The organism is Bradyrhizobium sp. NAS80.1, assembly GCF_001908205.1.
In the GTDB taxonomy this organism is placed as follows: Bacteria; Pseudomonadota; Alphaproteobacteria; order Rhizobiales; family Xanthobacteraceae; genus Bradyrhizobium.
Genome location: NZ_LGHL01000059.1, coordinates 1 through 12,864, shown reverse-complemented (window position 1 = coordinate 12,864; position 12,864 = coordinate 1). Strand labels below are relative to the sequence as shown.

Annotated in this window: 13 protein-coding genes and 2 pseudogenes; 3 read left to right on the top strand and 12 right to left on the bottom strand. The window is 61.9% G+C overall.

Going from position 1 to position 12,864, the window contains the following annotated elements:
• The first annotated feature begins 1 nt into the window (after window position 1).
• Window positions 2-658, top strand: coding sequence for a glutathione S-transferase (locus AC629_RS15175; RefSeq protein ID WP_084805516.1), 657 nt, complete (start codon window positions 2-4; stop codon window positions 656-658).
• A gap of 430 nt (window positions 659-1,088) precedes the next feature.
• The gene (locus AC629_RS15170; RefSeq protein WP_084805515.1) at window positions 1,089-2,201 is read left to right on the top strand and encodes an NADH:flavin oxidoreductase; all 1,113 of its coding nucleotides are present in this window, start codon (window positions 1,089-1,091) and stop codon (window positions 2,199-2,201) included.
• 146 nt (window positions 2,202-2,347) lie between these two features.
• Here AC629_RS15170 and AC629_RS15165 read toward each other — a convergent pair whose 3' ends face one another.
• The 5 genes from AC629_RS15165 to AC629_RS15145 form a co-directional block, all read right to left on the bottom strand.
• Entirely contained in the window at window positions 2,348-3,121 is a 774-nt protein-coding gene (locus AC629_RS15165; protein ID WP_084805514.1) for an SDR family oxidoreductase, read from the bottom strand.
• Window positions 3,122-3,162: 41 nt separating this feature from the next.
• Window positions 3,163-3,537 (bottom strand): nuclear transport factor 2 family protein, encoded by a 375-nt coding sequence (locus AC629_RS15160; RefSeq protein WP_084805513.1) that lies wholly within the window; start codon window positions 3,535-3,537, stop codon window positions 3,163-3,165.
• 119 nt (window positions 3,538-3,656) lie between these two features.
• On the bottom strand, window positions 3,657-4,331 hold the full coding sequence (locus tag AC629_RS15155) for an NADPH-dependent F420 reductase (RefSeq protein ID WP_283846677.1): 675 nt from the start codon (window positions 4,329-4,331) through the stop codon (window positions 3,657-3,659).
• A gap of 19 nt (window positions 4,332-4,350) precedes the next feature.
• Window positions 4,351-5,091, bottom strand: a complete 741-nt coding sequence (locus AC629_RS15150; protein WP_084805511.1) for an SDR family NAD(P)-dependent oxidoreductase — start codon at window positions 5,089-5,091, stop codon at window positions 4,351-4,353.
• A 44-nt stretch (window positions 5,092-5,135) separates the two neighbouring features.
• On the bottom strand, window positions 5,136-5,870 hold the full coding sequence (locus tag AC629_RS15145) for an SDR family NAD(P)-dependent oxidoreductase (protein WP_084805510.1): 735 nt from the start codon (window positions 5,868-5,870) through the stop codon (window positions 5,136-5,138).
• A 291-nt stretch (window positions 5,871-6,161) separates the two neighbouring features.
• Here AC629_RS15145 and AC629_RS15140 point away from each other — a divergent pair.
• Window positions 6,162-7,057 (top strand): annotated as a pseudogene (locus AC629_RS15140) (LysR family transcriptional regulator).
• Window positions 7,058-7,089: 32 nt separating this feature from the next.
• Here the strand turns inward: AC629_RS15140 and AC629_RS15135 are convergent.
• The 7 genes and pseudogenes from AC629_RS15135 to AC629_RS15110 all read right to left on the bottom strand — a co-directional run.
• The gene (locus AC629_RS15135) at window positions 7,090-7,950 is read right to left on the bottom strand and encodes a DMT family transporter (protein WP_084805509.1); all 861 of its coding nucleotides are present in this window, start codon (window positions 7,948-7,950) and stop codon (window positions 7,090-7,092) included.
• Window positions 7,951-8,023: 73 nt separating this feature from the next.
• A complete protein-coding gene (locus AC629_RS15130) occupies window positions 8,024-8,560 on the bottom strand; it encodes a TetR/AcrR family transcriptional regulator (RefSeq protein ID WP_502693015.1) in 537 nt (178 codons plus the stop codon).
• A gap of 661 nt (window positions 8,561-9,221) precedes the next feature.
• Window positions 9,222-10,001 carry an SDR family oxidoreductase gene (locus tag AC629_RS15125; RefSeq protein WP_084805546.1) on the bottom strand — a complete coding sequence of 260 codons (780 nt, stop codon included), beginning with the start codon at window positions 9,999-10,001 and terminating at the stop codon, window positions 9,222-9,224.
• A gap of 229 nt (window positions 10,002-10,230) precedes the next feature.
• Window positions 10,231-10,683 carry an MBL fold metallo-hydrolase gene (locus AC629_RS47715; protein ID WP_210419049.1) on the bottom strand — a complete coding sequence of 151 codons (453 nt, stop codon included), beginning with the start codon at window positions 10,681-10,683 and terminating at the stop codon, window positions 10,231-10,233.
• Window positions 10,647-10,916: an MBL fold metallo-hydrolase gene (locus tag AC629_RS48690; RefSeq protein ID WP_245331876.1), complete on the bottom strand. Its 270-nt coding sequence runs from the start codon at window positions 10,914-10,916 to the stop codon at window positions 10,647-10,649. The genes AC629_RS47715 and AC629_RS48690 overlap by 37 nt, the downstream gene beginning before the upstream one ends.
• A gap of 386 nt (window positions 10,917-11,302) precedes the next feature.
• A pseudogene (locus AC629_RS48685) lies at window positions 11,303-11,470 on the bottom strand (helix-turn-helix domain-containing protein); the annotation flags it as partial.
• 811 nt (window positions 11,471-12,281) lie between these two features.
• On the bottom strand, window positions 12,282-12,864 hold a 583-nt coding region (locus AC629_RS15110; protein ID WP_245331875.1), incomplete at its 5' end, for a LysR substrate-binding domain-containing protein.

Sequence of the window (12,864 nt, the reverse complement as noted above, 5' to 3'; positions counted from 1 at the left end):
GATGAAGATTTACGATTGGCCAACGGGTCCATATCCGGCCCGCGTTCGCATCGCCCTGGCCGAGAAGAACCTGCGGTCGCAGGTGCAGTTCGTATTAGTCGATCTCTACAAGGGCGAGCACAAGAAGCCCGAATTCCTCGCCAAGAACTACTCCGGCACGCTGCCGGTGCTCGAACTCGACGACGGGACCTTCATTGGCGAGTGCACGGCAATTACCGAGTACCTTGATGCGTTCGATGGCGCGTCGACGCTGACCGGCAGGACCCCACGCGAAAAGGGCGTGATTCACATGATGAGCAAGCGCGCCGAACTGGAAGTGCTCGATGCCATCAGTGTCTATTTCCACCACGCCACGCCGGGTCTTGGGCCTCATGTCGAGATCTATCAGAACCCCGAATGGGGATTCCGCCAGCGCGACAAGGCGCTCAGGGGGATGCACTACTTTGACGGCATTCTGAAAGAACAGCCGTTCGTCGCCGGCGAGGCGTTCACGATGGCCGATATCACCCTCATAGGCGGCTTGATCTTCGCGGGACTCGTGAACGTGCCGGTGCCGGTGGAGTGCGAGGCTCTTCTGGCATGGTACGCAAGGATGCAGGAGCGTCCCAGCGTCAAGAACCGGATAACGATGTCCGAGACGACCGAGGCATCTGCTTGAGATCGTCTGCGAACAACCGCTCTCGCGCGGCCAGCGCGAGGGCGGATCGGCAAGTGGGGCCCGGATGAACGTAGCGATATCCGGGGCTCTTCCATTCGTGTTGTGGTCTCCTGCATGTCGCCGCGCTCTGCGGGCTCCGCGACCAACTGCTCCTCCCGCGGCCGCACATTCCGTATTTGGCCTATCAGTGTTGCGGCGCAGACGTGCTCAACCGCGACTACCGCCAAGCACGACCAATCCGGGGCGGTGCGCCGATGCAAAGCCGTTGTCGAGAAATCGCAAATAACGCCTCATCGCTTGCGACCCCAGGTTAACCGGCAAGGACCGGACCGGTGGGCGGCCCCCAGACGGAAACGCTTGTTGCGTGTCCCGCTAGGACAGCCGACCAGCGCTGGCCCATAGCAAATCCTGCTCCAACCCTGGGTATCCCATGCCAACTTTCGACATCCTGTTCAGCTCTTATCGGCTGAACGCCCTTAATCTGCCGAACCGCGTCGTCATGGCTCCGATGAGTCGATATGTCTCTCCAGGCGGCGTGCCAACCCCCGAGGTCGCCGCCTACTATCGCCGCCGCGCGGAGAAAGGCGTCGGCCTCATCATAACCGAGGGAACTGGGGTCGGCCGCCCGGCCGCACTCAACGACCCTAACATGCCCCAATTCCGTGGCGAGGCGGCGCTGGCCGGCTGGAAGATGGTGGTGGACGAGGTTCACGCGGCGGGCGGGCGCATCGCGCCGCAGCTGACTCACGTGGGGCAGAAGCGCTCGAATAGGGCGCCTGACTGGACGCCGCCCGCGCCCTACGAGAGTCCTTCGGGGCTCTCGATGACGGGCGAGCCCGTGGGGCAGCCTATGAGCGAGGCCGATATAGCGGACACCATCGACGCTTTCGCGCGTGCAGCGGCCGATGCCGAGCGGCTCGGGTTCGACGGCGTCGAACTGCTCGGCAACCATAACTACCTGATCAATCAGTTCTTCTGGGACCAGTTGAACCTTCGCAGCGATCGGTATGGCGGCTCGACGCTTGTCGAGCGCTCCCGCTTCGCAATCGAGATCCTGAACGCGATACGGTCGGCTGTGACCTCAGGCTTCCCGGTGATTCTGCGCCTTTCGCAATGGAAGCCCCAAGACATCAATGCACGGCTCGCCGAGACACCGCAGGCGCTGGAGCAGTGGCTCGGCGTTCTCGTCGAAGCTGGCGCGGATGCTTTCCACTTCTCGCAGATGAATGTTAGGGAGCCTGCCTTCCCCGAAATCGACGAGGAGATGAACCTGGCCGGCTGGGCGAAGAAGCTCACGGGCGCCACCGCCATCACGGTCGGCGCCGTCGGGCTGTCCGGCGACGTCAACGAATCCTTTGCGGGCAAGAGCGCTCGATCCGTACCGCTGGATGGGCTGCTTGCGCGGCTGGACCGTGGCGAGTTCGACCTGGTAGCCGTCGGACGCGCGTTGCTGCAGGATCCGGCCTGGCTTGAGAAGGTGCGGCAAGGTCGCCTCGACCAAATTGCCGACTTCACGCCGGCCGCCTTCGCTACCTTGAGTTGATGATCGCAAGCGCGGGAGGCAGACGGGTCCTTTTTTGATGCCGAGGACGCATTGGCCGGGCGGCCCGAAGGTCCGGTCTTGGGTGCTAACCCAAAAGACCGCTCTTGGCGCGGAGCCGACCGACGCCGGTGTCGGCGAATGGGAAGCTAGAGCCGAGTACCGCCCGTTGCGTCTATTACCTGTCCCGTCACCCAGCGCGCCTTATTGGACGCGAGAAAGGCGATAACGTCGGCCACGTCGGCAGGTTGACCGACACGCGAGAACACGGACATCGCTTCCGCACCGGCACGCGCCTGCGGTATCACCATCCACGCAGCGTTCATGTCGGTCTCCGTGACTCCTGGCATGACCGTGTTCACCGTGATGCCACGGGGGCCGAACTCTGGAGCAAGCGCCAATGTCAGAGTTTCAAGCGCACCTTTTGACGCAGCGTAGGCGGGATGGGTAGGTGCGGCGACGCGCGTAAACCCCGTCGAAATGTTGATGATGCGTCCATTGTCGCGAATATGGTCAGCGACGGCCTGAATAAGAAAGAAGGGCCCTTTCAGATTTATCGCCAGGGTTTCGTCAAAGACAGCCTCACTCGTTTGCGCGAGGGAAAGTGCCGGGGCAACGCCTGCGTTGTTGATGTGAATGTCGAGGCACGGCTCCCCCGTGGTTGCGATCGCAGCCGTCTTAAATTGTTGCCAGATATCGTCTGTGGCTTCCTTGCCTTTCTTCAAGTCTGCCTCGATCGCCACGGCTTTTGCTCCGAGCGCCTCGATCTCGCGCACGGTCGAGTGGGCCGCATCCGTATTGCTCGCGTAATGCACGCCGATAAGGCTCGCGCCCTCCTTCGCCAACGCCAGCGCCGCAGCGCGGCCAATCCCCCGTGAACTGCCCGTTATCAGGGCGACTTTGTTCGACAATGCTTTGGACATCTCAGGCTCCCGGTACGATATTATTGGGATCGATAGACAAGCTAGGCTGCATCCTGGATGTCGAAGCGCGCCACCTTGCCATCTCGAAGACGGAAAATGTGTCCGACCATCTTGTCTTTAAGCCCGTGCGTCTGCCCCTGGAGCGGCTTGCCTTCGAGGTCGCGGATGGTCTGCCGGACTTCCGCAACGATCGTGCCATCGGCCGTTCGATGAAAGCCCACAGGCTCGACGTGCGGACTGACCATGGACCACTGGCGGGTCCAGTACGCGCGTATGGCCTCGCGGCCATGGACGTAGCCACCATCCATACCGTTGGCCCAGACGACATCATCGGTGAGCGCGGTCAGCACTCCGTCTATGTCCCGGGCGTTAAAGCGATCGTACATGCGTTCGAGGACTTTGATATCATCGTCCATCGGACCTCTCCTTGCACAGTGCGAGTGTTGAGAATGTCGATCTTCTGAACATTCCATTACATCGGATCGCGTCTGATCGACGCAAATTCGTTGCGAGCTGGCCGGTGCCGGGCGTCCGATCACTGCTCCTTCTTGAACACATCCTGGAAGATGAGCGGACCCCAAATGCGGCCGCGCGCGTGCACCAGCGCGCCACCCTCGTTGAGCTTTCCCAGCTTGACGGGTGCGAACCCGAGTTGCTTGGCCAGGGCCGCCACCGGAGCGGCCGCGTCCTCGTCGTCGCTCGACAGAAAGACGACCCGGTGCCCGCCCTCGACGATCGGATCCGCAGCCAGTTTGGCCGCAATCAGGTGATTGAAGCCTTTCACGAGCTTGGCGCCGGTGAACGCCTTCGCGACGAAGGCGGAGGACAGGAGACCGTCCATCTCCTCAAGAGGAATCAACGCGTTCATCGCGTCGATGACCGTCTTGCCTTTCCAGCTCGGCAGGGCCTTCGCAACCTCGCGATGCTCCCCGAACGGGACCGCCAGGATGATTGCGTCGGCTTCGAGTGCTTCCCGCAGCGACTTGGCGACGACCGTGGGTCCAATCGCCCGAGCCTGCGGCGCCAACGCCTCGGGCGGCCGGCGGCTCGCGACGGCCACCTTGATGTCCTTACGGGCGAAGGCCCGGGCGAGGGCCTGGCCTACCGCGCCGAATCCTACAATCGCATAGCTCATGATACTCTCCTGAGTTTGATTAGTTTGATCGTCGCTTGAGCGGACGGAAGCTACCGGCCCGTTCCGGCGACTCATTGACAGCGATCCTCGGTTCTCAGACCTGGCCGATCCCGCCGTCGCTCATCAGATCCGCGCCCGTCACGTAGGAACTCTGGTCGGACGCGAGAAACAGCGCCGCGCTGGCCATCTCCTCGGCTCGAGCGAGGCGACCGATTGGGACCATGCTCTGGTACATGGCCACCAACTCCTCACGTGTCGCCGATTGAGAGTCGAGTATCGGGGTGTCGGTGACGCCGGGGCTGAGCACGTTGACGCGAATGCCGCGATCCTTGAACTCCGCCGCCCAGGTACGCGCATAGGAGCGCAACGCCGCCTTGGTCGCCGCGTAGGCGGTATGACCGGGAATGCCCATCAGGTGCATGGCCGAGGAGACCAGGACGATCGACCCGCCACCCGTCATCAGCGGCAGCAACTTCTGCACCAGGAAGACAGGGCCGCGCGCCATGAGATTGAAGGCCTTGTCGAAGTGCTCAGGCGTAATGGTGTCGATCGAAGCCTGCTCCGTGAAACCCGCGTTCGACACGACGATGTCGACCGTACCCTTCTCCTTCCGTACTGCCGCAGCGACATGGTCAAGGTCATCGAGCTTCGCGGCGTCGGCCTGGATCGCGGTAACGTTGTGTCCGATCAGTTTGGCGGCCGCATCGAGCTGTGCCTTGCGACGGCCGAAGATAAAGACGTGAGCGCCTTCCGTGACGAACCGTTGAGCGATCGCTAAACCGATGCCCGTCGTTCCGCCGCTGATCACGGCAACCTTGCCTTCCAATTTCGACATGCTGCTTCCCTTAGATGCTTCGCTGCGCGGCGACCGGCGCGATTTCAGATGGCCGACAGGCCGCCGTCGACAGCCAACTCCACCCCGTTCACGAAGCGCGAATCGTCTGAAGCAAGAAACAGCGCGACCGTCGCAATTTCCTCAGGACGCCCCATCTTTCCCGGCGGGATCTGCGATTCGAAAAACCGCTTCCCCTCCTCGTCGAGGACGAGGTCCTGGGTCGGTGTGGCGATCGGCCCCGGGTGCAGCACGTTCACCCGGATATTCCTGCCCTTCAGTTCGTTGAGCCACCCGCGTGCGAATGCGCGCAGCGCCGCCTTGCTCGCCGCGTACACGCTGAAACCAGAGTAACCTTTCATCGAAGCAACGGACCCGGTCATGAAGATCGATCCGCCATCGTTGAACAGCGGCAACGCCTTCTGGACCGTAAACAACGTGCCGCGTACATTCAGGCCGAAGGCCGCATCGAAGTGCTGCTCCGTAATCTCGCCCAATGGGACGAACTCGCCCATGCCGGCGCTCGCGTAGAGGACGTCGATCTTGCCCTTTTGCCGCTTGACCGTGTCGAACAGGCGGTCGAGGTCGTCGAGATTGGACGCGTCGCCGCGCACGCCAGTCACGTTCCGGCCGATCTGCTCGACGGCCTCGTCGAGCACCTCCTGCCTCCGGCCCGTGATGAAAACATATGCGCCTTCTTCGACGAATCGCTTGGCGCTCGCCAGCGCCATCCCGCTCGATCCGCCCGTGATGACTGCAACCTTACCTTCAAGCTTACCCACGACTTCTCCTTTCAGGCTCCGCCTTTGGTCATTCGGGGAAGTCCCCGAGGCCCTCGACGTAGGTCCGCCGGCGTCAGGTGTGGAGTGCGGAAGCGCGCACATCGGTGGTGCGAAATCGATCCGGCTGGACGATTGACGCCAGTCGCGACGATCGGTGTCCGCCGTTCGGAATTGGGCCGCGTTTGTCGGCGTCGGCTATGATTACCGCCCGTGCTACCCACATACGAGATGCTGCTCGATGTGTCGGATACGAGCTTTGGAAGGGGCACCGCGGCGGTGCCGGATTGCACCATGATTGACTGGGATGACGTTCGCCACTTTCTAGCCGTCGCACGCGGAGGCTCGGTGCGGGCTGCCGCCGAGCGCCTCGGTGTGAACCACTCGACCGTGCTGCGACGCATCGCCCAGCTCGAGGAACGCCTCGGGGTGCACATGTTCGAAAAGCTGCCTTCGGGCTACCGCCTGACGGCTGCGGGCGAAGAGGTCCTCGAGTTCGCGGACCAGATGGAAGCGTCGTCGCATCTGCTGGAGACGCGGGTGTTCGGGCGCGACCAGAGCGTGCGTGGGCGTCTGCGGGTGACGCTGGCACCACCCCTTGCGGCACACCTGCTCATGCCGGACTTCGCCGATTTCGTGCGTCTGCATCCGGACATCGAGATGGAAATCCTGTCATCCGGCGAGCTGGCAAATCTGACCAACCGAGAGGCCGACGTCGCGATCCGCGTCTCTACGACCGCAAGACCATGCCGCTCAATCTTCACGGCATGAAGGGGCCGGAGGTGTTCGGCGGCGTCTACATGTCCCGCGATCGACTGGCCGCGTGGCGTGCGGGCGCGCCTGATCCCATCCGGTGGATCGTCATCAGCATGCATGGAATTCCGGATTGGGCCAGCGAGGGTGAAGTGCGCACCACGGGGGTTCCGTTCAGGACCAGGGACGCCGAGGCGCAGATTGTTGCTGCACGGCAAGGGATCGGAATGACGACACTGCCGTGCTTCATTGGCGATGCCGACCCCCACCTGGTGAGGGTGCCGGGCACCGACCTGCACATGTACGGAACGCTCTGGCTTCTCACCCAGGGGGAGACACGCAAGACGAAGCGCGTGCGGCTCTTCACCGAGTTCGTATCCCGCAGGCTCGCAGCGTACGCACCGCTTCTGGCGGGACTGTCCATATCGCGCGACTGACGCGCGGCAGCGCTACGACGCAGCTTTCGGATTCAAACCGGTCGAGCGCTCGGCCTAAACTGTGTCAAGGCAACACCAGAGATCGCTAGGAGCGCACCAATAATCAACTTCGGAGTCATCGGCTCGCCAAGAAATACCGCGCTCGACATCAAGGCGAACACCGGCAGCAGTAGGCCGAACGGGGCAACGCGCCCTATAGAGCAGCGAGCGATCAGCCAGAACCAAAGGCCAAATCCAACAATTCCTCCGATAAAAATTGTGTAGGCGAGTGCCAGCCAGCCACGTTCATCCGCAGCAACGAGTCTCGCCAGTTGTCCATGTTCAAGGAGCAACGACATCAACATCACCTGCGGCACCGTGAACAGCGACGACCAACCCATCAACATCAAGGGGTCAAAAGGGCCGTAGCGTTTCGTCAAGACGTTGGATACCGCGAACGCGAAGGCAGCTCCGATCACCAGCAGTAGTGGTAGCCCGTTTGACGACAGGCCGGGCTCCGCCCTCAACACAAAGACGCCGGCGAATGCAAGCGCTACTCCTGAGACGGTAGTGAGAGACGGCCTCTCCGCCAGCAGCGGCCAGGCCAACAGCACCGTGAAGGGCGTGGAGAGTAGATATGCGACAGCCGTCGTGCTTCCCGAGCCGAGCCCAAGACCAACGTAGAAGAGCCCGAAGTTCAGTCCACCGAGAAAAAGCGAGATAGCTGCGATAGGACGCAACTGTTCACGCGTGGGCTTTTTGACGAACGGAATAAGCAGGAGCGCGGTGGCGAGGAAACGCAGCGCAAGGAAGAAGAACGGCGGAAACTCTGCAACGCCCAGTTTGATGACCACGAACTGATAACCCCAGAGCAAAGGAACGGCCACCGCGCAAACAATCTGGATCGCGGACATGGGTGTACTCTCCTTTAAAGACTGATCGGTCTAGATATCGGCGCGCCGACCGTGAGGAAGGGCCCGGGTTTGCTTACCTGATGAAACGATCGAGCAGAGCGTCAGCCGCGGCTTGGGTTATGGTCCCCGTCGGCGCCGTTTTGCTGATCACTCGCAGCCCTTCAACGAAACAGACGAGAATGCGGGCAGCATTTGCAGGGTCGACACCGTCGGCTAACTTGCCCGCCGCCTTCGCACGGGAAAGTGCATCCGCCACCCGCGCCTCCATGACTTTGAAAAAGCTCGCGATGCGACGATTAACATCAGCATCACGCCCGGCCAGTTCCATTGTTGTGGCAATCACCAGACATCCGCGCCGACCGTGGGCGCCGCTCGCGCGGTCAACATATCCAGCAAGGTAGGCCCGCAGGCCGTCCACCGGCTCCTTGCGAGGGTCAAGCTCGATATCCATCCGTGTCACGGCATCGGCAATGTAACAATCGAGCGCGCGCAGGAAGAGCGAGTGCTTGTCACCGAAAGCAGCATAAAGGCTGCCACGCGAAAGCTTCGTCGCACGAAGAAGGTCTGGCAGAGCCGTGGCATGATAGCCACGCGACCAGAACACACCCATCGCGCGTTCGACAGCGGCTTCGGCATCGAAACTGCGCGGGCGGCCGCGGGGCAACGGCACTGAGGTTCGGTTGCTCATTGGAGAAATATAGACCAAATGGTCGTTAAATCAAGTGACCGCTTTGGGGCACGAACCGAACTGACGGAGAGGGCGGCTTTTGAATGCGGAGCGGACCTGTATGGCTGCCGCACCTCAGCGGGAGGAGCAGCGCCGGAACCAAAGATCTCTCCCTGATCGCTGACGGTATCTACCAGTGCGGGCGGTGTCGGTCTTGATTGCGCACGCGGCGCGCCATCCAGTCGATAGACCTCGATAGGTCGCGGAATTGCCAGTGCTTCGTGAGGAGCAACTTTTTCTGTGAATTCAAGACCGGGAAATTGCGGCGGGCATACCGTCGGCATTTGTCCGTCAGACTTGAAAAATTTGTGCTTGTAAATCAACAACGAAACGTTGTTTGAAATGATAGAGTGGGAGTAGGGGGGCGTCGTACGCGGACCGTTACGTATCGCTCGATTCCGTTCTCCGTTACTACATGTGCAAGCCCATACAGTGTCGCATCGTTCCAAGGTCGCTTGCCGCTCTACAGCTTCGTCACCTACTCTGGGTCGGCCGAGGCAAGCGCCTCGCACCGGCACTGGACGATGCGGCGCTCTGTCTGACTCTACAAAATCCCGCGGTAGGCGCCGCCATCGATCAGGAGGCTCTGCCCGGTGATGTAGCCGGCCTGGGCCGAGCACAGAAAGGCGCAGGCAGCACCGAATTCGGAGGCGTCGCCGAAGCGCCCGGCGGGAATGTCGGCTTGGCTCTCCTGCCGCACGGTCTCGATCGGAACACCGCGCCGTTCGGCTGCTGCCTGCTCGTTCGAGCGGCGCCGGCGTGTTTCGAACGCCCCTGGCAGCAGGAAGTTGATGGTGACGTTGGCATGCGCCACCGACCGCGCCACGCCGGCAAGGAAGCCGGTCAGCCCGGCCCGGGCGCCGCTAGACAGGTCGAGCCTTGCTATCGGCATCTTCACCGAGGCCGAGGTGATGTTGACGATGCGACCGAAGCGCCGCTCGACCATGCCGTCGATCACCCGCTGCACCAACTCGATCGGCGCCGCCATGTTGCCGACCACGCCGGCCAGCAGTGCCTCGCGATCGATCTCGCGGAAGTCGCAGAGCGGCGGGCCACCATTGTTGTTAACCAGGATGTCGACCTGGGGCGCGGCCTGCATCAGCGCATCCTGGCCAGCGCGGGTGGTGACGTCGCCGACGACGGCGACCACCTCCGCCCCGGTCTCGGTCCGGATCTCGTCGACGGTCCGCTCCAGCGTCGCCTGGTCGCGGCCGTTAACCACCACCCTGCAACCGGCCCGCGCCAGTTCCAGCGCACAGGCCCGCCCGAGCCCCCGGCTCGACGCGCAGACTACTGCCTGCCGTCCCTTCAACCCGATATCCATGTCATCCTCCTTTTCCAACGCCCAGTCAGCGGGCGGTATAACGGTGCTCGAACCCAACGCCGGCGCACGCCTCGCGCGCCGGTTCAACGATCTTCTGGACACTCGAGCAGTGGTGTCGAACGCGCACCTGGAACGAGCGTTCAGTCGATCCGAAGGCTCTGCTGCATGGCGAAGCACTGAGACCAGATGAAAACGTCGTACGCCGCCAGGCGCGACTGCCATTTGGGCGTCACCGCGTTGACGCACTTGACCACCACGCGGTCGATGTAGTTGTCAGCCACTGCCCAGGGGTTGGCCTTGTCTGCATCAGCCATCCCGACGAACGGGGGGTGGTCTGAAGCGCCGTCCTGGTGGCCGACTTGACGTCATTCATGAATTCGAGCTGTTCGCGCACGTCAGCGTGGGTCCCGACGCGGTCCACGTGCCCACTGACCAAGGTCTTGAACGGAATCTTGTCGATCTCGGCAACCTGCTCGAAATAGCCAGGCACATCCTGTGCGTCGGCGAAGCCCGACCACGCCATCCAACCCGGGAAGACGATATCGACCACCATCAGCACCTTCTGCGCCGGCGCCCAGATGAAGATGTTGCCGGGCTCGTGGGCGACACCGTGATAGCTGAGCTCCAAGACCTGGCTGCCAACCTTTAGCGTGTATCGATCCTTGAACGTGATCGCGGGCACGGGCCGCTTCGGATCATTTGCTCGAACGAGCAGGCGTCGTGTTTCCTCCTGAGCGATGACGATGGGGTGCCCCCCAGATATGCCGCGCCGCCGATATGGTCGATATGAGCATGGCTGTAGATCAAATGGGTGATCGGCCGATCCGTCACGTCCGCGATCGCCTGCTTCAGATGTGCTGAATAGCTGGGCGGCGCATCCACCACCACGACACCCTTGTCGTAGACCAGGAACATCGACTGGTATGCATTGTCGGTCACCATGTAGAGACCATCGCCCAGCTGCTGGAGGCGGTACCCTTTGGCGGGATCCACCGGCGGCACTGCCGCGGAGTTTGGGAGCGGCAGATACCGGTCCACGCGGACGCCGATCGGGGCGATCGCCGGCATCTCCTGGTAGGCTGCACCCGCTTCTCCGGGCGCCGCCGCTGATTGCGCCCACGCACCATTCCCGGACGCCAGCCCGAGACCAAGCACAATCGCCAGCGCGCTTGAAATCGAGGAATTCATTGGAACGTTCCAGGCCATTGTTTCTCCTGTGTTGGCATGGGCACGGTGCTCAGCTAGCGAGTCTGGTGCCCCGGTGCCCCAGCGCCATTGCGGCCATTGCAGAGCGATTGCTGTTAACGCGTGGGGCGACGCCAATCGGTCGGGATATCGCCGGTCAGCCGTTTGAATGCGGCCGCAAAAGCAGTCTAGGAGGCGTAGCCAAGCGCAGCGGCGATCGTCACGACCGACGCTTCCGTCTCGCGCAGCATCTGCATCGCTCGCTCCAGCCGGTTCGATCTCAACCGACTGATCGATCATCCATCCGTTGATCTTGCGCCAGCAATGACACCAGGCCGCCATGGCATGGGCTGAGGCGAACTCAGGATCGAGCGCGATGGCCCTTGCCCGAGTGAGGGGCGCGTCGCCGGCAAGACGCGCGTTGTCGTCCAAATCGCGCACTGTCCCTTCTCAGGCCCACATGGCGTCCATATTCACACTTCTATTGACCTTCGCTGACCTTCGCAGCGAGCGCCGCAATGTCTGCTTTCGGAATATGCATCGACCTAGTTTGAGCAGCCTTGGAGGCAAGCGCAGAAAGTGTTCAGCTGAAGTATGCGATTGCCGTCGATAGATGCCGATGTCGAGCGCTCGGAGTGGCCAAAGAAATATTGCTGTGGATTCATAAGGGTCAGGTTGTGGCGGTCTGGTCGTCGGCGCTTCGGAGTGGCCGCGTCGATTTGTGTTTTAAAAATCATGGTGATAGGTCGATGCAGGACAATCGAGTGGGAGTAGGGGACAACCGGCGGCGACAGCGTAGTTTGGGCGGCGATTTTCGCTGCCGTGCTACCGCTCTGTCGATCCCTTCGTCACTGGCTCGGAGGCTCTTCTATGTGCGCGTTCTCGGGTAGCTCGCAGAACCGATCTGCGCGTAATCCGCGGAGTATGTAAAGTGCCTTCAACGGGTGGGAGGGCTATAGCGTCGAATGGTGTGCAAATCGGCGGGTCTGGTTTGCGCCCATCATCGCTGTTCCTGGGCAAAGTGAGCCGCTCCCAAACCGACAGACATAACTTCAGAATGTTGATTTCGAGGGCCGGACGAAGATGTTCGTCTCGCTATTCCAGATACGGCGCCAGCACATCTTCGATCCATTTCATGAATGCGCGGACTCGGTGCGACAGATTGCTCCGGTGTGCTACGACGAGGGACACGGCGAGCGCCCGGCGACGAAAATCGGGTATGATCTCCACAAGCGCTCCACTCTCTAGGTATCGGCCAATCCCCAAGAGTGGCGCCTGAATCAGGCCAAGCCCGGCGAGGGCAGCGGCTTCGTAGGTCTGCGCGCTGTTGACGTGTAGCGCACCTGGCAACTGAAGCGTCGCGTAACTGTCGCCGTCCGGATATTCCCATCCATAAGGTTTTGCGCCCAGCATCGTCGAAAAATGAATTGTCCGATGTTCCTGACGCTGGAGATCTTCCAGCGATCGAGGGACGCCATAGCGCGCCAGATAGGCGGGACTGGCAGCGTTGACCATGCGCAACAGGCCCAGCGGGCGGGCAACCAGCGTCTCGTCCCTGATGGGACCAGGTCGTGTCCCCAGTGATGGTGTAGCTCGGTAGAGCAAAGCCGTCCGCACGCGCGCCCTCCAATAGCGCCGTAGCGGGCGGGCGGCTTTGCGGTGGTCACCGATGATTCGT

What these genes read in the sequence shown, in the direction of transcription:
- AC629_RS15160 (WP_084805513.1), bottom strand. Translation starts at nt 3,537, where the DNA reads ATGGACGATGATATCAAAGTCCTCGAACGCATGTACGATCGCTTTAAC.
- AC629_RS15135 (WP_084805509.1), bottom strand. Translation starts at nt 7,950, where the DNA reads ATGTCCGCGATCCAGATTGTTTGCGCGGTGGCCGTTCCTTTGCTCTGG.
- AC629_RS15155 (WP_283846677.1), bottom strand. Translation starts at nt 4,331, where the DNA reads ATGAGTCGCCGGAACGGGCCGGTAGCTTCCGTCCGCTCAAGCGACGAT.
- AC629_RS15130 (WP_502693015.1), bottom strand. Translation starts at nt 8,560, where the DNA reads ATGGGTGTGTTCTGGTCGCGTGGCTATCATGCCACGGCTCTGCCAGAC.
- AC629_RS15170 (WP_084805515.1), top strand. Translation starts at nt 1,089, where the DNA reads ATGCCAACTTTCGACATCCTGTTCAGCTCTTATCGGCTGAACGCCCTT.
- AC629_RS48690 (WP_245331876.1), bottom strand. Translation starts at nt 10,916, where the DNA reads ATGTTCCTGGTCTACGACAAGGGTGTCGTGGTGGTGGATGCGCCGCCC.
- AC629_RS15125 (WP_084805546.1), bottom strand. Translation starts at nt 10,001, where the DNA reads ATGGATATCGGGTTGAAGGGACGGCAGGCAGTAGTCTGCGCGTCGAGC.
- AC629_RS15150 (WP_084805511.1), bottom strand. Translation starts at nt 5,091, where the DNA reads ATGTCGAAATTGGAAGGCAAGGTTGCCGTGATCAGCGGCGGAACGACG.
- AC629_RS15165 (WP_084805514.1), bottom strand. Translation starts at nt 3,121, where the DNA reads ATGTCCAAAGCATTGTCGAACAAAGTCGCCCTGATAACGGGCAGTTCA.
- AC629_RS15175 (WP_084805516.1), top strand. Translation starts at nt 2, where the DNA reads ATGAAGATTTACGATTGGCCAACGGGTCCATATCCGGCCCGCGTTCGC.